Annotated in this window: 18 protein-coding genes, 1 pseudogene and 1 riboswitch; of the genes and pseudogenes, 9 read left to right on the top strand and 10 right to left on the bottom strand. The window is 68.3% G+C overall.

Annotated features, from left to right (window positions below; genetic code table 11):
- The first annotated feature begins 13 nt into the window (after window positions 1-13).
- Entirely contained in the window at window positions 14-430 is a 417-nt protein-coding gene (locus G6N18_RS19420; RefSeq protein ID WP_067215494.1) for a DUF5313 domain-containing protein, read from the top strand.
- On the opposite strand, the gene metE is transcribed toward G6N18_RS19420, so the two are convergent.
- From metE to G6N18_RS19375, 9 genes and pseudogenes are all read right to left on the bottom strand, one after another.
- Window positions 427-2706 (bottom strand): 5-methyltetrahydropteroyltriglutamate--homocysteine S-methyltransferase, encoded by a 2280-nt coding sequence (metE, locus tag G6N18_RS19415; protein ID WP_163689916.1) that lies wholly within the window; start codon window positions 2704-2706, stop codon window positions 427-429. The genes G6N18_RS19420 and metE overlap by 4 nt on opposite strands.
- A 116-nt stretch (window positions 2707-2822) precedes the next feature.
- Window positions 2823-3023: riboswitch (cobalamin riboswitch) on the bottom strand.
- Between the two features lie 91 nt (window positions 3024-3114).
- Window positions 3115-4329, bottom strand: coding sequence for a Dyp-type peroxidase (locus G6N18_RS19410; protein WP_083006620.1), 1215 nt, complete (start codon window positions 4327-4329; stop codon window positions 3115-3117).
- On the bottom strand, window positions 4322-4852 hold the full coding sequence (locus G6N18_RS19405; protein WP_234806260.1) for a copper chaperone PCu(A)C: 531 nt from the start codon (window positions 4850-4852) through the stop codon (window positions 4322-4324). Before G6N18_RS19405 ends, G6N18_RS19410 begins: the two co-directional genes overlap by 8 nt.
- Window positions 4845-6266 carry a PepSY-associated TM helix domain-containing protein gene (locus G6N18_RS19400; RefSeq protein WP_083006622.1) on the bottom strand — a complete coding sequence of 474 codons (1422 nt, stop codon included), beginning with the start codon at window positions 6264-6266 and terminating at the stop codon, window positions 4845-4847. The genes G6N18_RS19405 and G6N18_RS19400 overlap by 8 nt, the downstream gene beginning before the upstream one ends.
- A gap of 141 nt (window positions 6267-6407) precedes the next feature.
- Window positions 6408-6956 (bottom strand): hypothetical protein, encoded by a 549-nt coding sequence (locus G6N18_RS19395; RefSeq protein WP_083006624.1) that lies wholly within the window; start codon window positions 6954-6956, stop codon window positions 6408-6410.
- A 29-nt stretch (window positions 6957-6985) separates the two neighbouring features.
- Window positions 6986-7861 carry an NAD(P)-dependent oxidoreductase gene (locus tag G6N18_RS19390; RefSeq protein WP_083006626.1) on the bottom strand — a complete coding sequence of 292 codons (876 nt, stop codon included), beginning with the start codon at window positions 7859-7861 and terminating at the stop codon, window positions 6986-6988.
- A gap of 10 nt (window positions 7862-7871) precedes the next feature.
- On the bottom strand, window positions 7872-8252 hold the full coding sequence (pcaC, locus tag G6N18_RS19385) for a 4-carboxymuconolactone decarboxylase (protein WP_083006655.1): 381 nt from the start codon (window positions 8250-8252) through the stop codon (window positions 7872-7874).
- A 204-nt stretch (window positions 8253-8456) separates the two neighbouring features.
- Window positions 8457-9179 (bottom strand): annotated as a pseudogene (locus G6N18_RS19380) (cutinase family protein); the annotation flags it as partial.
- A gap of 110 nt (window positions 9180-9289) precedes the next feature.
- The gene (locus tag G6N18_RS19375) at window positions 9290-10312 is read right to left on the bottom strand and encodes an NADP-dependent oxidoreductase (protein ID WP_067215519.1); all 1023 of its coding nucleotides are present in this window, start codon (window positions 10310-10312) and stop codon (window positions 9290-9292) included.
- Between the two features lie 66 nt (window positions 10313-10378).
- Between G6N18_RS19375 and G6N18_RS19370 the strand changes: the two genes are divergently transcribed.
- Both G6N18_RS19370 and G6N18_RS19365 read left to right on the top strand, forming a co-directional pair.
- Entirely contained in the window at window positions 10379-11353 is a 975-nt protein-coding gene (locus G6N18_RS19370) for a TIGR03885 family FMN-dependent LLM class oxidoreductase (RefSeq protein WP_083006631.1), read from the top strand.
- Window positions 11350-13026 carry an alpha-amylase family protein gene (locus G6N18_RS19365; RefSeq protein ID WP_083006633.1) on the top strand — a complete coding sequence of 559 codons (1677 nt, stop codon included), beginning with the start codon at window positions 11350-11352 and terminating at the stop codon, window positions 13024-13026. Before G6N18_RS19370 ends, G6N18_RS19365 begins: the two co-directional genes overlap by 4 nt.
- A 211-nt stretch (window positions 13027-13237) precedes the next feature.
- Here G6N18_RS19365 and G6N18_RS19360 read toward each other — a convergent pair whose 3' ends face one another.
- Window positions 13238-13891: a M15 family metallopeptidase gene (locus G6N18_RS19360; protein ID WP_083006635.1), complete on the bottom strand. Its 654-nt coding sequence runs from the start codon at window positions 13889-13891 to the stop codon at window positions 13238-13240.
- A 416-nt stretch (window positions 13892-14307) separates the two neighbouring features.
- On the opposite strand from G6N18_RS19360, the gene G6N18_RS19355 reads away from it, so the two are divergent.
- The 6 genes from G6N18_RS19355 (at window position 14308) to G6N18_RS19330 (ending at window position 20979) form a co-directional block, all read left to right on the top strand.
- On the top strand, window positions 14308-15429 hold the full coding sequence (locus G6N18_RS19355; RefSeq protein ID WP_083006638.1) for an XdhC family protein: 1122 nt from the start codon (window positions 14308-14310) through the stop codon (window positions 15427-15429).
- Window positions 15430-15606: 177 nt separating this feature from the next.
- Complete coding sequence (locus G6N18_RS19350; protein ID WP_083006640.1) at window positions 15607-17949, top strand: xanthine dehydrogenase family protein molybdopterin-binding subunit; 2343 nt, start codon at window positions 15607-15609, stop codon at window positions 17947-17949.
- 10 nt (window positions 17950-17959) lie between these two features.
- A complete protein-coding gene (locus tag G6N18_RS19345) occupies window positions 17960-18646 on the top strand; it encodes an SRPBCC family protein (RefSeq protein WP_067215544.1) in 687 nt (228 codons plus the stop codon).
- Window positions 18643-19518 carry an FAD binding domain-containing protein gene (locus G6N18_RS19340; protein ID WP_083006643.1) on the top strand — a complete coding sequence of 292 codons (876 nt, stop codon included), beginning with the start codon at window positions 18643-18645 and terminating at the stop codon, window positions 19516-19518. The genes G6N18_RS19345 and G6N18_RS19340 overlap by 4 nt, the downstream gene beginning before the upstream one ends.
- Window positions 19511-19981 carry a (2Fe-2S)-binding protein gene (locus G6N18_RS19335; RefSeq protein ID WP_083006646.1) on the top strand — a complete coding sequence of 157 codons (471 nt, stop codon included), beginning with the start codon at window positions 19511-19513 and terminating at the stop codon, window positions 19979-19981. Before G6N18_RS19340 ends, G6N18_RS19335 begins: the two co-directional genes overlap by 8 nt.
- Window positions 19982-19992: 11 nt before the next feature.
- The gene (locus G6N18_RS19330) at window positions 19993-20979 is read left to right on the top strand and encodes an NAD-dependent epimerase/dehydratase family protein (protein WP_083006648.1); all 987 of its coding nucleotides are present in this window, start codon (window positions 19993-19995) and stop codon (window positions 20977-20979) included.
- Window positions 20980-20991 lie beyond the last annotated feature (12 nt).

Here is a 20991-nt window from a genome sequence, read left to right as displayed (position 1 = left end):
CCGAGGAGAAACCATGGCGCAGACCCGCCCCGGCATCGTCCAATACGTCACCTATTCGTATGGACGCCGCCTACCCGACTCCATGCGCGAGTGGGTGGCACGCGACCTGGCTGGACCGGGCGCCCTCCGCCGCCACATGGTCCGGATGGCGATACCTCCGTTGGTGATCCTCGCGCCGCTCTGGCTACTTCCTGCGTCGCTGTACGTGCATCTGGAAATGACCGTGCCGATCTACATCTGGGCGATCCTGATGGCATTGGCGCTCAACAAGATCTGGCGCCGGCACCGCCTGGCGCAGCACGGACTGGACCCGAACCTCGTCGACGAGATCAAGCGCCGCAAGGACGCGCGGATACACGAAGACTACGCCCGCCGCTTCGGTCCCCGTCCGGAAGAGGCGCGCTGGCAGCAGAACAGCAGTCCGTTCTAACCGGCGCGGACCTCGTTCGCCGCAGCAACGAGGTTACGCAGCGACGCAACCACCTCGTCGACCCTGCGGGTCTTGAGGCCACAGTCCGGGTTGACCCAAAGGCGTTCGGCGGGAACCGAGTCCAAGGCTTCGCGCAACGCTGTCGCCATCTCCTCGACACCCGGGATGCGGGGCGAATGGATGTCGTACACCCCGGGTCCGACGCTGTTGGAGAACCCAGCCGCGTTCAGGTCTGCCAGCACCTCCATGTGCGAGCGCGCCGCCTCGATCGACGTCACGTCGGCGTCGAGGTCCGCGATCGCGCCGATGACCTCACCGAACTCCGAGTAGCACAGGTGGGTGTGAATCTGCGTCGAGTCCGCCACACCCGAGGTCGCCAACCGGAAGGCGTCGACCGCCCAGCGTAGATAGTCGTCTTTGTCCTTGGCGCGCAACGGCAACAGCTCACGCAAGGCCGGCTCGTCGACCTGGATGATCGCAATATCGGCCGCCTGCAGGTCGACCGTCTCGTCCCGGATCGCCAGTGCGACTTGGGCGGCCGTGTCGGCCAGCGGCTGGTCGTCACGCACGAACGACCAGGCGAGGATGGTGACCGGGCCGGTGAGCATGCCCTTCACCGGCTTTTCGGTGAGCGACTGCGCATAGGTGATCCATTCCACGGTCATCGGCTTGGGCCGTGCCACGTCGCCGTACAGAATCGGCGGGCGCACGCACCGGCTGCCGTAGGACTGCACCCAGCCGTTCTGCGTCGCGAAGAACCCGTCGAGTTGTTCGGCGAAGTACTGCACCATGTCGTTGCGTTCGGGCTCACCGTGAACGAGCACGTCGAGACCGAGTTCCTCCTGCAACCTGATGACGTCGGCGATCTCGGCCTTCATCCGACGCTCGTACTCCGCGAAGTCGATGGTGCCGGCGCGCAGGTCCGCACGCGCCACCCGGATGGCCGAGGTCTGCGGGTAGGAGCCGATCGTCGTGGTCGGAAGCAGAGGCAGCTTCAGCCGGTCCTGCTGCGCCGCGCGACGCTTGTCCGCAGGCCCGCGCTGCGCCCTGGACGCCACGATCGACGAAATCCGCGACCGGACCTGGCCGTTGTTCAACCGCGGATCCACGCGCCGCGCCTCTACGGCCGCGTTAGACGCCGCGACCTCACCGGAAATCGCGTCGCGTCCCTCCCTCAAGCCTCGGGCGAGTGTCACCACTTCGGCAACCTTCTCGAATCCGAATGCCAGCCAACTGCGCAGCGCGGCATCGACGTCCGGCTCGGCGTCGAGGGAGTACGGCACGTGCAGTGTCGAGCACGACGTCGACACCGCGACGTGGCCGGTAGCGCCCAGCAGCGTTGTCAGTGTCCCGAGCGCGGCCTCGAGGTCCGTGCGCCAGACGTTACGCCCGTCGACGATACCGGCGACCAGCAACTTGTCCGCGAGCTCAGGTACCGCGGCGACCGATGACCCACTGCCGGCGACCAGGTCAACGCCGATGGCCTCGACCGGCGTGCGCGCCAGCGCGGGCAGCGCATCGGTGAGCTCGCCGAAGTAGGTGGCCACGAAGATCGCCGGACGCTTCGCCAGCCCACCGAGGAACTGATACGCCCGCTCGGCGAGTTCGCCTGCGTTGTCGACGATGTCGGTGACCAGCACCGGCTCGTCGAGCTGCACCCACTCCACGCCCCGGTCGGCGAGCAGTTGCAACAATTCGCCGTACACGTCCAGAAGTTCGCCGAGGCGCTCGAGCGGCGCACTTCCTCCGTCGACCGCCTTGCTCAACGCGAGGAAGGTGACCGGCCCGACGACCACCGGACGCGCCGGAACACCCTGCGCACGAGCCTCTTCGAGTTCACCCAGAATTTTGGCCGGGTTCAGCGCGAACCTGGTCTGCGCGCCGAGTTCGGGTACGAGGTAGTGGTAGTTGGTGTCGAACCACTTGGTCATCTCCAGTGGCGCGATGTCGTCGTTGCCTCGCGCGGCCGCGAAGTAGCGATCCACTTCGTCGGGCACATCGGCGACCCGCGGCGGCAGTGCGTCGACCATCATGGCGGTGTCGAGCACATGGTCGTAGTACGAAAAGGTGTTCACCGGAACGGAGTCCAGGCCGGCCGATGTGAGCGCCTCCCACGTACCGCGGCGCAGGTTCGCGGCCACGGCCTCGAGTTCGGTGCGGTCGATACCGCCCGCCCAGTACTTCTCGACGGCGCGTTTGAGTTCCCGGTTCGGCCCGATGCGCGGCGCACCGAGGATGGTGGCGGTGAAGGGCCGGTAGGTGGCTTGTGTGGTCATGACGACGTCCTCATCGGTGCGGCGGATGGTCATCGCCAGTAGACGTCAAGCCGAACACGGCATCGAACCGGCTTCGGCCACAGCCTATTCCACGAGGCGATGCACCACCGGGCGCGGCGCGCCCGGTACAGCTGGCAGGTCTTCGGACTTGCAGGCCCGCGCGAGGAAGATCGCGCACCTAGTGGCCGTCGCTTCCCAGCCCGTCGGGGCCAGTGCTGGTGACGGCGGTCGTTCCTGCACACCGCTGCGGGACAGTTCCGGATTCTCACCGGGTTCCCTCTCGCGCCGCACCCGGACCGGCATGCAGCACTCGATCTCGACGTTCCGACTTCGTCCCCGAGGCCGGGTCGCCGACAAACCAGTTGCGCTGACCAGCCTACCCTTGCCGACGCCCGTGACCGCGACCGCCTACACCAGCAGCGTCTGGCCGAGATATCCGCCCGTACCGACTCCGGGCAGGATCGCGAACGTCGCCGACCCGATCGTGGTGATCCACTCGTTCAGCGCATCTGCCGCCGCGAGACGCTGCTGAACCGGCGTGAACTGGACGGCCGGATCGCGTTGGTAGGCAGCAAAAACCAGGCCGCATTCGGTGGTGCGCCCGGCCGGCGGCGGATCGTCGAAGTTGTAGGGGCGGCGGAGGAATTGTTCATGCTCGTTGCGGTGCCGGGCCAACGCAATGTGCGCGTTCGGCGGGATCACCGGGATGCCGTTCTCGGTCGCGGCGAAATCCGGTTCGTCGGATTCCCGCTGTCCGGTCAGCGGGGCGCCGGTGTCGAGTCGACGCCCGACCGTGAGTTCTTTGCTGCTGCGGTCGAGTTCGTCCCAGGTGTCCATCTCTGCGCGGATCCGGCGCAGCACCAGGATCGTGCCGCCGCCGAACCACGGCTGATCGTCGCCGGCATCCCAGACGTGCCGGTCGAAGCCCGCCGCGTCGGTGATGTTGGCGGTCCCGTCGATCTGGCCCATGAGGTTGCGCATGCTGGCGCCCTCGCCGTTTCCGACCGCGTTGCGGAATCCGGTCTGCCGCCAGCGCGCAGTGGTCATGGTGCGGACGTTCTTCAGCAGCACCCGGGCGGTGTGCGCGACGGTGACCGGGTCGTCGGCGCAGATCTGCAGCAGGAGATCACCGCCACACCACTGCGGGTCAAGTCGGTCGGTGGTGAAGGCGGGCGGTTCGGCCAGAGCCCGCGGACGCCGGTGCGCCAACCCGATCCGGTCGAACAGACCCGGCCCGAGGCCCGCCGTGACGGTGAGACGCGCCGGCCGGTGTGCCAGTTCGGGTTCGGTATCCGCCAGTGCGGGCGTGCCCTGCGTCAACCGCGCGGCGTCCGAGGTCCACAGCTTGAGGACCGCGGCCAGCGTCTCCCGCGGACTGCGCCGGGGTTGCGGTGCGAGGTCCAGCGCCACGAACAGCGCGTGCGTCTGTGGCGGCGTCGCCACGCCGGCCTGATGCTTGCCGTGGAACGGTTCGACGGCCCGGTCGAACGGTTGCGGTGCGACCGCGGACTGCGCGACGCTGCCCTGCGTGAGCGTCGCCCCTGCCGCCACCGCGGCGGCGCTGCCCGCGAGCAGGCGCCGCCGGTTGAACCGTACGGAACCGCCGGTCGAGCGCTCAGCCATGACCGTCGTGCGGCGACGACCCGCCGGTCGACGGCTGATAATCCTCGTCCGCGCCGGCGAAGTCACGCACCTGCGCGGTGACGGGCAGCGTCGAACCGTCCTCGAACTCGACGGTCAGCGTGACCTCTGAACCCGGCGCCAGCGGCTGCACGAGGTCCATCAACATCAGGTGGTCCCCGCCCGGCACCAGCGCATGTGAGCCGTCGGCCGGAATCGTCATGCCGCCCTCCTTGGGGCGCATCGTCTTGACGCCGGTGGCATCTGCTGCGACCTCATGAACTTCGACTCGACCGGCCACATCCGAGGTCCCTTTGACGATCCGGGCGTCGTGGTGCCCGGCGTTGGTGAAGGTACCGAACACCGCCGCCATGCCCGTCTCCGCCGAGCTGGCCCACTGCTCGGCGATGGTCACCGCCGACGCCATCGGCTCTTCATCGTGGTGGGCCTGCGTCGTACAGCCCGCGACGACGACCGTCGCGGTGGCCGCGAGCAACAGAACTTTGCGATACCGCTTGTCAGACACTGGCTTTCGCCTCCTGCCTGCTGTCGTATCTGCGTTTCTTGACGGCGCCGACGATGAGGTCGACGACCATGAATGCCGCGAGGCTGAGCCCGAACAACGGCAGTGCCCAGCCGAGGGCGAGCGCGCCGAGAGCGAGCGCGGTGACCGCGACGGGGTTCAGGCCGCGAAGGGTGCCGCGCAGCGGCGGACGTCCCACTGCCCACGCCGTTCCGCGCGTCGGCCGTCGTCGCCACCACATCACGTAGCCCCGCGCGACGATCGTGATCAGCCCGATCGCGGTGAGCGCCAACAGGATCTGATTCGGGACGCCGAACAGGACGCCCATGTGGGCGTCGATGGCCCAGTCGGTGAGCTTGGCCAGAACCGGCCACTCGGCGAAGTCGACACGGTCGGTGATCGCACCGGTGTCGGGGTTCACGGTGATCGCGTCGTGCCGGGTCGGCCAGTCGCGCTTGTTCTCCGCGACCTGCCAGCCGTGGCCGGGTTCGGCGGGTGGATACATCCACATCGGTCCGCGCAGACCCGCGTCGACGGCAGTGCGCAGCGCCGTGTCCGCGCCGTGCAGCGCGGCATCGCCACCCGTGGCGGAGGGCCCACCGTGCTGATGCCCGCCCCGGATGTCGCTTCCGGCCGCTTGCGTCAACGTCGTGTCGACCGCCGGCGCGGTGGTGTTCAACCGCTCTTGGAGAAGGTTGACGGTCTCGCCGCCGTACCGCGACCAGGTGATGCCGGTGATCGACAAGCCCAGCAGCGCAACGATGAGCCAAACCCCCACCGCGCCATGCCAGGACAGCGTGCGTCGCCGATCTGTCTTATCGCGGTCGGGCACGGCGATGCGACGCAGCTTATTCGTGTCGCGGCGGTGCAGGTACCACAGCGCCAACCCCGCCAGCGCGATCACCCACAGCCAACTCGCCGCGAGCTCGCTGTAGTTGCGGCCCACCGCGCCGAGGTGCAGGTTGCGGTGCAGTTCGTCGAACCAGGCCCGCAGCGGCATCCACTGGCCGTAGGTGGTCAGCGCGCCGCGAACCTCACCGGTGTACGGGTCGACGAAGACGGTGCGCGCGTAGTCGGGCGGTACGTCCTCGACGGCGAGCGTGACGCGTGTCGTCTCATCGGCGGCGGCGGGTGGGCGGATGCTTTCGACCGTCCCCTCGGGGTGCGCGGCACGTGCGGCGCGGATCTGCTCGGCCAGTGGCAGCCGTTGCTGGCCGACGCTGTCGACGGTCACCTCGTGGCGGTGGACCGCGTTGTCGATCTGGGGGATCACCGCGTACAGCAGGCCGGTGACGGCGGCGATGAGGATGAACGGGCCGACGAAAACGCCGGCGTAGAAGTGCAATCGAAGTAGCAGAGGGCGCAGTCCGCGCAGATGTCGGCGCGCGGGCGTGCTCCGGGTGGGAGTCGTCGTCATGGCATCGGAAGCTTTCGAGCCGGCGGCGCGCCGAGCGCCGGCACGCCGGAAATTCAGCTGAGGAGTCAGGGACTGCGTCATACAAGTGATGCAGCCGGCCGGGGTCAGCGAGACCGCGGCGAATTCAATCGAGGTGGCGGGCTATGCCGCCGTTGCGTACCTCGCCGGCGGAGCGCGCATACCGAGGCCGTAGTTGAACAGCACGGACTCGGCGACAACGGTTTTGGCTACGCGGGGCACTCGGCGCACCCGCGGCCGCAGAGCAAGGGCGGCGAAAATCCGCAGCCAGCGCAGCACGGACACGGAGACCACGTAGAGGTACTCGACTGCGGCGATCGCCGCACCGAGGACGAGCGCGGCGCCGAGGTGTGCGGCCACCATCGCGGGTGTGAAGCCGAGCGCGGCGGCCGAGTGGTGGTGCCCGCCGGAGACGACGAACGAGAGGTGACCCAGGACCTGCGCGATGCTCAGCGCGCCGATGGCACCCACCAGACGCGCGTGGCGACCGTCGAGTGTGAGCCGCGCGACCGCGGTGCCCGCGGTGGCGCAGAGGAGCATCGCGACGATCAATGCCGAGCCCCGCGGAAGCTCCCCTTGGGCGAAGGTGTGCGCGGTCGCGGTGAGGATGGCGGAGCACGCGCCGACAAGGCCCCCACGCAGCCAGCGTGCGTGCGATGTCGGCGTGCTCATTTGCCGCACTCTACCGCCAGCACTACGGGTCACCCTTCGACCACGACGCCCGCGGCGGCTTCGATCGGCTTCACCACCGCGGTGAAGTCCGAGTCGGCCCCTTCGCTCGCCATCGTCGACTCCCAAACCTGCGCCACGGCGTCGGCAAGTTCGGTCGACAGCCCCAGCGCCTTCGCCTCGTCGAGGTAAAGCCGAACGTCTTTGACCATCAGCCCGGTCGCGAAACCGTAATCGAACGTGCGTGACAGGACCGCCCGCGGGAATTTGTCCCGACTGGCATGGGTGCCGCCCGACCCGGCGTTCAGGACGTCGAGCATCACCCGGGCATCGAGACCGGACTTCACGCCGGCCACCATCGTCTCGGCGGTGACCGCCAACGTCGTCGCCGCGATCAGGTTGTTCACCAGCTTCATCGTCTGCGCCGCGCCGGGCTCCTCGCCGACAAAAGTCGCCCGACCGATGGTCTCGAAGATCGGCAGGCAGGTCTCGAAGTGGGCGGGCGGACCCGACACCATGACCGCGAGCGTGCCCGCCTCGGCTCCGTGCACGCCGCCGCTCACGGGACTGTCGAGCGCGGCGATCCCCCGCTCGGCGAGAAGCACGCTGTTGCGTTGCGCCGTTCGGCGGCCCACCGTCGACAAGTCGACGAAGCGTTCGACGACGTTTCCGTGCGCGACGTCGGAGGCGACGGACTCCGATGCCACAGGGGTCGGCAAGCTGACCAAGACCGTCGGGACACGATCTGCGACCTCGCGCACCGATGCCGCCGCTTCGGCGCCGGCTTCGACTGCCTTGTCGACCACCTCGATGCGCCTGTCGCACACCACCACGCGGTGCCCTGCCGCCCGCAGCCGGGTCGCGATCGGAAATCCCATGTTGCCGAGGCCGATGAAGCCGATGTCCATGCCCCGCCCCCTACCGGTGGTCGGCGTCGTCGAAGGCGGTGCGCGCTGTGCGGAAGGCCTCCGCCGCTGCGGGTACGCCCGCATAGACCGCGACCTGCAGGAAGACCTCGCGGATCTCCTCGCGCGTGACCCCGTTGGTGAGAGCGCCCCTGACGTGGGTGCGTAGCTCATCGGGACGGTTCAGCGCCGCGAGCATCGCAAGGTTGAGCATGCTTCGGGTCTTGCGGGGTAGGCCGTCGCGGCCCCACACGGCGCCCCAGCAGTACTCGGTCACCAGATCCTGGAACGGCCCCGTGAAGTCATCCGCAGCGTCTGCGGCCTTCTGCACATAAGCCGCACCGAGCACCGCCGTGCGGATTTCGCGGCCCCGGTCATACACGTCTTGGTCCACCACTCGAGAGTGGCAGACCGCGACTGCGCCGACTCAGCCGGCTGGCGCAGGCGCCGGGGCTGGTGGTGCGGGCGGCGCCGGAGCTGGTGCCGGCGGCGCGGGTGCCGCGAACGGGGCTGGTCCCAGTGCTGGCGCCGGCGCACCGAACGGTGCCGGCGCTGGTTCGGGCGCCGGGGCCGGTGCCGGGGCGGGTGGAGCCGGCTGGAGGCGCGCCACCGCGTAGGCCGCTCCCTCGGTGGCCATCCCGTTCATGAGGTACGAGTTGTGCGCGAAGCTCGGAAGACCGATCGGAGCGCCGTTGCAGATCGTGTCGCCTTCGGCGCACAGGCTCAGCGTCTTGTCTTGATACGACGGTCCGATCGCGATCGGGGGTGCGCCTGCGTCGGTCAGGAACCGATCCGACGGCCGGCCGAACAGCACCACGGCGGCAACGTGGTCACCGACTTCGTCGGACATCGGCTCGGGGATGAACTCGCGGTACTCAGCGGGTACCTCCTCAGGAATCTCCGCAGAGGTCACGTAACCGGCCACCGCAGCGCCCTGGGAGAATCCGCCGAGCACGATGTCCGTATCGGGGCACGCCGCTGCGGTCGACTCGACTTTCCGTCCGGCATCGCGGATCCCGTCGACGACCGTCCGTGCGAACTGGATGCGGTCGCCGAAGTCCGCGCTCGCGGGGTAGTTGACCGCGTAGACGTCGACCGACCGCGGAGCGGCCTGCGCGCGCAGCTGGTCGACGAATGCCTGCCCGACCCCGCCGACACCGACGGGTTCCCCGGTGCCCCGCGCGAACACCACTTGCACGTCGGGACAGCCGGGGGGCGGTGGCGGCGGCGGTTGGGCCGCCGCGAGAGGAACCGGTGCACTGACGAGCGCCGCGAAGGGCACGACCAGACCAAGCTTTCGAGCGATTCGACGAGCGCTCATTCGACCACTCCCTTACCTGTATTCGTCTATCAACTGAACTGCGGCGACCGCCGCGCCGGTCGTCATACCCGCATTGTTTGCCAGATAATCAACCGTTCTAGCGGCGGAGATCATCCGCCGCTCGGCTGGCTTATCCTGACCAGCATTTTGCCTATGTTGGCACCGGTGAACAAGCCGTTCATCGCGTCCACACAGGACTCGATGCCCTCGAAGATCGTCTGACGATGCACCAATCGGCCCTCCTGCGCCCACCGGCGCAGTGGCCCGAACGCCTCCTCGAAGCGGCCCCACTCGTCGAGCGCGTTGAATCCCTGCATCAGCGCTGTCTTCGACAGCAGGTTGACGTAGTTGGCCGGACCTGGATGTTCGCCGGTCAGGTAGCTCGAAATGACGCCGCACAACACGACCCTGGCCTTGTGGGCCAGCCGGCCGAGCACCGCATCGAGGATCGGCCCGCCCACGTTGTCGAAGTACACGTCGACGCCCTTCGGGCAGTGCTGTTTCAGCGCGGCGGGCAGGTCGTCCGCGCGGTAGTCGATGCAGGCGTCGAACCCGAAATCGTCGACGACGGCCCGGCACTTCTGCGGGCCGCCCGCGATCCCCACCACCCGGGCGCCGGCGATCTTGGCGATCTGACCGGCCACCGAGCCCGTGGCTCCTGCAGCCGCGGACACCACCACGGTCTCGCCCGGCTGCGGCTTGCCGATGCCGACCATCCCGAAATAGGCGGTTGCGCCGGTCGGCCCGTACACCGACATCACCGCGAGCTGGTCTACATCGGGGCCTTCGACGGGTGTGGTGAAGATGTCGTCGCGGCTGATGACGTACTCCTGGAATCCGGTCAGCGTCGTCACGACGTCACCGACGGCGTACGCGTCGCAACGCGAGGCGACCACCTCACCGATGCCCGCCGCGCGGATGACCTCGCCGAGTTGCACCGGAGGCAGGTACCCCGGCTGATCGTTGAGCCAGGTGCGGGCGGCCGCGTCGATGCCGATGTAGGTAGTGCGCACCAACGCCTCACCCTCGGCGGGCTCCGGCGCCGGGACGGTGATCAACTCGGTGTCGGCGGGCTGGACCAACCCGGTGGGTCTGCGACGCAACACGATCTGGCGGTTCATCAGCTCGGGCACGACCGCAACCTACCGAAGTGCCTGACGGTCACGTAAGAGGCATGAAGAACGGGTACGCGGTAGGCCATGACGGTCATCGGCTTCCACTGTTCTCACGAGCAGATCAACCCCGCCCAATTGCTGCGTGACGTGCAACATGCCGAGCAGGCGGGATTTCGCGCCGGCATGTCGTCGGACCACTTCAGCCCCTGGAGTGAACGGCAGGGCGAATCCGGTTTCGCGTGGGCATTCCTCGGCGCGGCACTCGCCACCACGCAGCTACCGTTCGGCGTCGTCAACGCGCCGGGGCAGCGTTACCACCCGGCGATCATCGCCCAGGCGATTGCAACGCTCGCGCAGATGTTCCCCGGACGGATCTGGGCGGCGCTCGGCTCAGGCGAGGCATCCAACGAACGGATCACCGGCGACCAGTGGCCACGCAAGGAGGTGCGCGACCAGCGCCTCCTCGAGTGCGTCGACGTGATCAGGCGCCTACTGCGCGGCGAAGAGGTCAATCACGAGGGTCTGGTCAACGTCAACCGGGCGCGTCTCTGGACGCTTCCCGAGAAGGTTCCCGATCTCATCGGTCCGGCCGTCACCCCGGAAACCGCCGCCCGGCACGCCGCCTGGGCGGACGGCCTGGTCACCGTCAACCAGTCGCGAGACGCCCTGGAGCAGGTGCTGCACTCCTACCGCGACGCCGGCGGCCGCGGACCTGCGCGCCTGCAGATCCATCTCAGCTGGGCCCCCTCGGAGGACGAAGCCCTCGCCATCGCCCACGACCAGTGGCGCACCAACGTTTTCGATCCGCCGGTCTGCTGGGACATCGAGACGGTGGAGGCATTCGATGTCATCGGCGAAAAGGTCTCGTCCGAACACGTCCGGCGAGCCGTCCGGGTCTCGAGCGACCTGGGCCGGCACGCCGAGTGGCTGCACCAAGATCTCGAACAGGGCTGGGACGAGCTCTATCTGCATTTCGTCGGCCAACAGCAGAGCGCATTCATCGACGCGTTCGGCGAACATGTGCTCTCGCAGCTGAATTCGGAGGCGGTCAGCGCGTGAGGAAGATCGAGACCGGCGACCTGTGGTGGAAGAACGCCGTCTTCTACTGCGCCGACATCGAAACCTTCTACGACTGGAACGGCGACGGCTGCGGCGACATCCGCGGCATGACTGAGCGCATCGAGTACCTCTTCGACCTCGGCGTCAACTGCCTGTGGCTCATGCCGTTCTACCCGACCGGCCGCATCGACGACGGTTACGACATCACCGACTTCTTCGGTGTCGATCCACGTTTCGGTACCCACGGCGACTTCGTCGAACTGGTGCGCACCGCCAAGGCGACCGGTATCCGGGTGATCGTCGACTTCGTCATGAACCACACCTCCGACCGCCATCCCTGGTTCAAGTCCGCATGCCGCAGTACCGACGCCACGTATCGCGACTACTACGTGTGGAGCGCGACCGAACCCAAGTCCAGCCCTCAAGACGTCGTCTTCCCGGATCAGGAAGACAGTCTCTGGGAGTTGGACCCGAAGACCGGTGAGTGGTACCTGCACCACTTTCTCAAGCACCAGCCCGACCTCAACATCGCGAACCCTAAAGTGCAGGAAGAGATTTCCCGCGTCCTGGGGTTCTGGCTCGAACTGGGGGTGTCCGGTTTCCGGGTCGATGCCGTGCCGTTCCTGTTCGCCCGCGACGGTGTCCCGGGGGACCCCGGCGTGTTCGACCCGTACGAATACCTCGGCGACGTACGCAATTTCATCACCCGCCGCGTCGGCGACGCCGTCCTGCTCGGCGAGGTCAACGTCCCCTACAAGGACCAGAAGAGCTTCTTCGGCGGCCCCGACGGGGACGGGCTCAACATGCAGTTCGACTTCATCGGGATGCAGAACCTCTACCTGTCGCTGGCCCGCGGCGACGCCCGCCCCATCGCCAAAGCGCTGAAACAGCGCCCGACACTCGACATCACCAGCCAGTGGGCCAACTTCGTCCGCAACCACGACGAGCTCACCCTCGACAAGCTGAGCGACGAAGAGCGCCAAGAAGTCTTCGACGCCTTCGGTCCGGATCCGGACATGCAACTCTACGGTCGCGGGCTGCGCCGGCGGTTGCCCGCCATGCTCGGCGGTGACCAGCGGCGGATGCGCATGGCCTACTCGCTGATGTTCTCGTTACCCGGCACTCCGGTGCTGTTCTACGGCGAAGAGATCGGCATGGCCGAAAACCTGGAAGTCGCAGGGCGATTCGCCGTGCGAACACCGATGCAGTGGACCGCCGACGTCAACGGCGGATTCTCCACCGCGGCCAAACGCCGGCTGCCCCGCCCGCAACCCGACGGGATGTACGGCCCGGACCGCGTCAACGCCGCAGACCAGCGCCACGACCATCGGTCGTTCTGGTGGTTCATGCGCGATCTGATCTACACCTACCGCTCACAGCCGGAGATCGGCTGGTCGACCCCGGAGATTCTGAAGCAACCGAACACCGCCGTGCTGGCGCACGTCTGCCGGGAAGAGTCGGGCTGGGCGATGGTCGGGTTGCACAACTTCGGCGCCGAAGCCTGCATCGTGACGATCGAACTCGACGAAGCGCCGGAGTGCCGGCTCGTCGACCTCCTCGACGGACCGTCCGAACACCAGCTCGACAACAAGGGCCGCCTCGAGGTGGGCCTGGAACCGTACGGCTACCGGTGGCTGCGGCTGCTGCGCCCCGGCGACCCGCCCATCATCTGAGGCGGCGCACGTCAGCTTCGGAAAATGTGTCCCAGATTTGGGATTGATTTGGATATGAGCGGGTAGATATGCCACATGCCCGATGCCGATGAGACCACCGTAGTCGCGGTCTGCGCTGGTTGTGGCTATCCGACTCTCGGACCGAATCTATGTGCCTACTGCCAGGCCATGACCGTCGGCCCGACGGCGGCCTGAGGACGCACGGGTCGGCTCACCTCACCGGCGCATCGAGAATAGGGTGCTGGGCGTATGCGCCGGGCGCATCGAAATGCCACCACTCCCCCTCGTAGACGGTCAGCCCGCCCGCCGCCATCGCGTCTCGCAACCGCGCGCGGTTGGCCTGGGCGGCCGCGCTGACTCCGTCGGTGGCATAGGCGTTCGCCCGCGGATTGAAGTCGTCGAACCCGGTGCCCATGTCGATGAGGGCGCCGTCGCGCGCCAATGTGACGTCAACCGACAGGCCGGCCTCGTGGCTGCGGGCGTAGGGCCCCGGCCGTGCCACCCAGCCGGGCTCCGGCACCGCCTCGTACATCCGCACCTGCACATCGTGCGGCCGGTAGCAGTCCCAGAACACCAGCACCTCGCCGCCGGGGCGCAGCGCGTCAGCCGCCACGGCAAGGCGCGGCGCCACCGACTCGTCGACCAAACATCGAGCGTCGGCGGGATACAGCTGCTGGCCGACGAAGTTGTTCGTCGTCGCGTACCGGAGGTCGATCACCGCGTCGGGGACCGCGGTGCGCACGTCGACCAGACCCGCCGCGCGGGCCGCGTCGGAAACCGGCGGCACGTCCGGTGTCGCGGCGGCCACGCCGGACGTTGCCCATGCCAGCACCACCGCCGTCACACCCGCCCAGGCTTTCCGCATCGTGCAGCGTCACACTAGCCGCGACCGCCGGGAGCCCGAACACGATTAGGTACTCCCCATGGAAACATCGGCTGGTTGGCGGGGGGCGCCACTGTCGAAGGCCGCGCCTTGATCGACACACTGCCGTTGGTTTGGCAGGTCGTCATTGAGCCCGTGTCCTGGCAGGTAGGTCGAGCATCGGCGGCCGGAGGGAAAATGACCGCCATAACTGTCAAACTCACCATGACAAGTGCCGACTTGCCTCGATTTGTCATCTGCCCTCGCCCTTCAAGCCGCCCCCACCCAATACCACGATGCTCGCACGCGGGCCGTCCTGATAACCGCGCGTCATCAAGGACACTCCGATACGACAACGCGGGCCGTCGCACCGCTTCCCGCTGAGCACCTGCACAGCGTGGCGGGCTTACACTGCGACCGTGCGCGACGTGCTCGACGAGTTGCTGACCGTGTGGCGGGCCGGCGGCACCGCCGGGGTGGCCACCGTCGTGCGCACGATCCGCTCCGCGCCACGCCAACCGGGCGCGACCATGGTGGTCTGCCCCGACGGCACGGTCGCCGGTTCGGTGTCGGGTGGCTGCGTCGAGGCCGCGGTCTACGAACTCGCCAACGAGGTCGTCTCGGCGGGGCGCCCCGAACTGCAGCGCTACGGCATCAGCGACGACGACGCGTTCGCCGTGGGACTCACGTGCGGCGGCGTCATCGACATCTTCGCCGAGCCGGTGTCACGCGACACCTTCCCGCAACTGCAGGCCGTCGCCGACGACATCGCCGCCCACCGGCCGACCGCACTGGCCACGGTGATCGCCCATCCCGATCCGCAGCGGATCGGCCGCCGGCTGGTGATCGGGACGCAAGCCGTCGAGGGATCGCTGGGCTCGGCGCGCGTGGACTCCGCGGTCATCGACGACGCCCGCGGGTTGCTCGCGGTCGGCCGCACGGGCGTGCTGTCCTACGGCCCCGACGGTCAGCGTCAAGAGTCGGGGATGGAGGTGTTCGTCGCCAGCCACGCCCCGCCGCCGCGGATGCTGATCTTCGGGGCGATCGATTTCGCGAGCGCGTTGGCGCAGCAGGCGACGCTGCTGGGCTACCGCGTCACCGTGTGCGACGCGCGACCGGTGTTCGCGACACCCGCACGGTTCCCGGGCGCCGCGGAGGTCGTGGTGATGTGGCCCGACCGCTACCTCGCCGAGCAGGCCGAACACGGCGCGATCGATTCGCGGACCGCGATCTGCGTGCTCACCCACGACCCGAAGTTCGACGTGCCGGTGCTGCAGGTCGCGCTGCGCCTGCCCGACGTCGGCTACATCGGGGTGATGGGCTCGCGTCGCACCCACGACGACCGGATGCAGCGGCTGCGCGAGGTCGGGCTGACCGACGCCGAGCTTGGCCGGCTGGCCAGCCCGATCGGGCTCGATCTCGGCGCCCGCACCCCCGAGGAGACCGCGGTGTCGATCGCCGCGGAGATAATCGCCCGCAGGTGGGGCGGCGGCGGCAGGCCGTTGAGCGACACCGCGGGGCGGATCCATCACGATGGCTGAGACAACGGGCTTAACGGGTTGGTTGCATGCGTCTGGTGCGGGTGATCAACCGGTTAAGCGCCGCGAAGCCGGTCCACAGTCTTCCAGCCGAGTCGCGATGAATGAGACAATGGGCATGGAAATGTCGTTCTCGAATGCGATAACGTCACTCTTAAGGCCGATCGGAAAGGCGTCGAGGTGACTTCAGCTTCAGCGGAGAAGGTCGCGACCCGTTACGCGGGGGCCCGCGTGCCACGCATCGAGGACAACCGGCTGCTCACCGGTCGCGGCACCTTCGTCGACGACGTCGTACGACCGGGAATGCTGCACGCCTGCTTCGTGCGCAGCCCGTTCGCGAGGGCGACGATCAAGGGCATCGACGCGTCGGCTGCGCTCGCCATGCCGGGCGTGCACGCCGTGTTCACCGCCGAGGACCTCAATCCCGACGTGAAAGAGGCTTGGCACGCCGTCGCGGGCAAGGACATGCCGGACACCCCGCGGCCGCCGCTGGCCGAGGGCGAGGTGAAGTTCGTCGGGGACCCACTCGCCCTGGTCGTGGCCGACAGCCGCTACCTCGCCGAGGATGCCGCCGACGCGGTGGAGGTCGACTACGAACCGCTGCCCGCGATCGCCGACTTCACCCGGGCCGTCGGCGGTGCGGACGCCGGCGTTGCGGTGGTACACGACGCCTATCCCGACAACGTCGCGGGCGGCATGGGCGGCGCGCCGCCCGACGAGGAGACCTTCACCAACGCCGCACACGTTGCCTCGGCGAACGTCTATCAGCAGATCCACGCGCCGGTGCCGATCGAATGCCGCGGCATGGTCGTCGAATGGACGCCCGCGACAGAGGAACTGACGATGTGGGCGTCGACGCAGACACCCCACGAGTTGCGGGCGTTCTGCGCCCGGCTGCTCGGAATCCCGGCGCACAACGTCCGGGTCATCATGCGCGACACCGGCGGCGGGTTCGGCCAGAAGGTCGTGCCGATGCGCGAGGACATGTGCATCATGCTGGCGGCGCGCAAAGTGCCTTCAGCCCTGAAGTGGATCGAGGACCGCCGCGAGAACCTGATGTCGGCCGGACAGGCCCGCCACGTCGACGGCACCGCCCGGGCGGCTTTCGACGACGAGGGCAACATCCTCGCGGTCGACATCGACTTCACCTACGACATCGGCGCCTATCCGACCCCGTACCCGGTGCTGACCACCGCCGCGGTCGGCATGTTCTTCCCCGGCCCGTACCGGGTGCCCAAGGCCAGCTTCAACTACAAGACGGTGTTCTCCAACACCGCCGGACTGGCCGCCTACCGCGGGCCGTGGCAGTACGAAACCCTCGCGCGCGAAGTGCTTTTCGACATCGCAGCGCGCAAGATGGACATGGACCCGGTCGAGTTGCGTCGACGCAACATCCTGCGCGGCGACGAGATGCCGTACTTCAACCCCAACGGCATGCCCTACGACCACGTCGCGCCCGCCGACACCTTCGAACAGGCCGTCAAGATCCTCGACCACGAAGGCTTCCGCAAGGAGCAGGCCGACGCGCTGGCCGAGGGTCGTTACCTCGGACTGGGATTCTCGGCCTACATCGAACCGACGGGCGCCGCAACGGGTCACCTCGCCACCGAAGGCGCAACGATCCGGATGGAGCCGACCGGCAAGGTCAACGTCTACGTCAACGGCGGTTCGACCGGCAACAGCCTCGAGACCACGGTCGTGCAGTTGACCGCCGACGCCCTGGGCGCCGACATCGAGGACGTCTCGACGATCCAGGGCGACACCGCGGTCACCCCGTACGGCGCGGGCACGCAGGGCAGCCGCAGCGGTCCGATGACCGCGGGCGCCGTCGCCGAGGCCGGCGCGATGCTGCGCAAACAGATCCTCGCGATGGCGGCACCGCGCCTGGAGGTCGAGGAGTCCGAGCTGGAACTGGCCGACTCACGGGTTCGCGTGCGCGAAAACCCCGACAAGAGCGTCAGTTTCGCCGATCTGGCCTACCGCGCGTACTACGAGCCGCAACAGCTGCCGCCCGGTGTATCGGCCTCGTTGGAGGCGACCGCGCGGTTCACCTCGCAAGCGCCGATCCACTGGGCGAACGCCACCCACGCGTGCACGTGTGAGGTCGACATCGAGACCGGCCGCGTCACGCTGACCCGATACATCGTCAGCGAGGACGTCGGGCCGATGATCAACCCCAACGTCGTCGAGGGCCAGATCGCCGGCGGCACCGTGCAGGGCATCGGCGGGGCGCTGCTGGAGGACATGGCATACGACGACGACGGAAACCCGCTGTCGAGTACGTTCGTCGACTACCTGTTGCCGACGGCCACCGAGGTGCCCGCGATCGAGTACGGACACGTGGAGATTCCGGGACCGGGCGTGGGCGGATACAAGGGTGTCGGCGAGGGCGGCGCGATCGGTTCGACGCCCGCCGTGATCAACGCGATCAACGACGCCCTGGCGCCCCTCGGCGTCACGCTGACCCGCCTGCCCGCCAGCCCGGCCGCGATCGTCGAGGCGATCGAACAAGCGCGAAAGTAAGGAAACAGCAGTGGAACTCAACAACGAATTCCGGGTCGCGGTACCGGCCGCGAAGACCTGGGAGGTGCTGACCGACGTCGAGCGCGTCGCACCGTGCCTGCCCGGTGCCACCCTGCTGTCAGTCGACGGCGACGACTTCACCGGCGCGGTGAAGGTCAAGGTCGGCCCGATCACGGTGTCCTACAAGGGCGCTGCCTCGTTTCAGGAGAAGGACGCCGCCGCGCAGCGCGTCGTCCTGAAAGCCGAAGGCAAGGAGACGCGCGGTAACGGCAACGCCGCGGCGACCGTCACCGCGCAGTTGAAGGACGAGGGCGACGCGACCAGGGTGGTCATCAACACCGACCTGACGATCTCCGGCAAGGCCGCGCAGTTCGGTCGCGGCGTGCTCGCCGATGTGGCGTCCAACCTGATCGGCCAGTTCGCCAAGTCTTTGGAGGCCAGCGTGCTCGGCGACAAGGCCACCACGGCACCGACGACGGAGGCGGCCGCGGCCGCCGCGCAGCCTGAAGCCGGTGAGTCGATCGACATGCTGAAAGTCGTTGCCGTACCGCTGGCCAAGCGCGCCGCGCCGGTCGCAGCCGGTCTGGCCGCGGGATTGGCGGTCGGCCTTCTGCTGGGCCGTCACCGTAAGAAGCCGCCGGCCGCGGCGATGGCCGAGGACCTGCAGGCCGCACTGGCGCGGCTACTTTCGTCATGAAAGCCGCCCCGTTCGCCTACCACCGCCCCGAGTCGGTCAAGGAGGCGGTGGACATGCTCGCGGAATTCGGCGACGACGCGAAACTTCTTGCGGGCGGACAGAGCCTGGTGCCGATGCTCGCGATGCGACTGACGTATTTCGAGAACCTGATCGACATCTCGCGGATCGACGAGCTTCGCAGCATCGACCTGGTCGACGGCGCGGTACGCGTCGCGGCCGGCACCCCGCATTCCTTCGTCGGGATGGATGACGAAGTGGCGGAGTCGGTTCGGTTGCTGACCCTGGCGACGCCGCACATCGGCCACTTCCAGATCCGCACCAGGGGGACACTCGGCGGCGCCATCGCCCACGCCGACCCGGCGGCGGAGTACGCGGCCGTCGCGTTGGCGCTCGACGCGCGGATGGACGTCCTGTCCTCGACGGGGTCCCGACAGATCGCCGCGAAGGACTTCTTCACCGGGCTGTGGGAGACCTCGTTGCAACCCGGCGAGATGCTGACCGCGGTGCACTTCCCGATCTGGAGCGGGCGGACGGGCTTCGCAGTGGAGGAATTCGCGCGCCGCCACGGCGACTTCGCAATCGCCGGTGCGGCGGTCGCGGTCGAGTTGGATTTCGATGACCGGGTAACCCGTTGCGGCATCGGACTTCTGGGCCTGGGTTCGACACCGCTGCGGGGCAGCGCCGCCGAAGAGGCCGTCACCGGTCGCCCGGTCGGCGACATCGACGCCGGGGAGATCGGCAGGCTCGCACTGAGCGGACTCGACGACATTCCGTCCGACCTACAGGGGTCGGCGACCTACCGAGCCAAGGTCGGCGCGACGATGGTCGCCCGTGCCTGGACTTGCGCCATTACGGAGGCAATCGATGCATGACATGCCGGTCGAAGTGACGGTCAACGGACGCACGTTCACCGCGACCGTGGAACCGCGGCTCACGCTCGCCGACTTCCTCCGCGAGAAGTGTGGCCTGACCGGAACGCATCTCGGTTGTGAGCACGGTGCATGTGGGGCCTGCACCGTGCTGCTCAACGGTGACGCGGTGCGTGCGTGCCTGATGTTCGCCGTGCAGGCCGAAGGTATGGAGGTCACCACCGTCGAGGGCGTCGGGGGTCCGGACGGTGAACTGTCGCCGGTGCAGGCCGCGCTGCGCGACTGCCACGGTTTGCAGTGCGGCTTCTGCACGCCCGGCTTCGTCACCTCGATCACCGCGCTGCTACGCGACAACCCCAAGCCCACCGACGAGGAGATCCGCGAAGGGTTGTCGGGCAACTTCTGCCGGTGCACCGGATACCAGGGGATCGTGAACGCCGTACATCGTGCGGCGGAGATGACCTAGGCTCGTCCCCCGTGTTGATCGCTGTCACGGGCGGAACCGGCTATGTCGGCGCCCACTGTGTGCGTGCCCTGCTCGCTGACGGTCATCGAGTGCGCCTGCTGGTGGCGCCCGAGGCGCAGGGCGCACCGGTGCTGCAGCGGTTCGCCGAGATCGGCGACATCGAGACCATGGCGGGCGACATCCGGGTCACCGCAACGGTTGAGGCGCTTCTCGACGGCTGCGATGCGGTGCTGCACGCCGCGGGCGTGGTGGGCACCGACAAACGCCGCAGCACGCTGATGTGGGAGGTCAACGCCTACGCCACCGAATCGGTGCTGAACCGCGCGACGGCGGGCGGCCTCGACCCGATCGTGTCGGTCAGCAGCTACAGCGCATTGTTCCCGCCACCGAACGGTGTCATCGGACCGGATACGCCGACCGCGCCGGGGCGAAGCCCGTACGCGCGGACCAAGGCGTATGCCGACCGGGTGGCGCGTGGCCTGCAGGAGCAGGGCGCGCCCGTCGTCGTCACCTATCCCTCGAGCGTGGTCGGTCCGGCGTTCCACACTGCGGCGGGCGTCACGGAGCGGGGGTGGGCTCCGCTGGTGCGTGCCGGTGTCGCGCCCCGGTTGCGCGGCGGGATGCAGATGATCGACGTCCGCGATGTTGCCGACGTGCACGCCGCATTGATGACGCCGGGTCGCGGGCCGCGCCGTTACGTATGCGGGGGCACGCTTGTCGCATTCGACGATATGATCGCCGCTCTGGAGCGCGGGGCGAACCGTCGCTTCAGACGAATCCCCCTGAGCCCGAGTTTGTTTCGCATCATCAGCCGGGCCAGCGAGGCGTTGTCCGGCGTCGTAGACCTGGGTGACGGCCTGAGCTATGAGGCGGCGCTGCTGCTCATCGCCGCGACACCGACTGACGACTCAGCGACGATCGGGGATCTCGGCGTGACGTGGCGTTCGCCGGTGGAGGCCATCGTCGCGTCGTTCGAACCGCAGGCGTCGCTGCCGTAACGGCCCGCTTTC

The sequence above is a fragment of the Mycolicibacterium celeriflavum genome (genome assembly GCF_010731795.1).
Classification (GTDB): domain Bacteria; phylum Actinomycetota; class Actinomycetes; order Mycobacteriales; family Mycobacteriaceae; genus Mycobacterium; species Mycobacterium celeriflavum.
The sequence above is the reverse complement of the archived record's forward strand: the minus strand, read 5'-3'. Positions and strand labels throughout refer to the sequence as shown.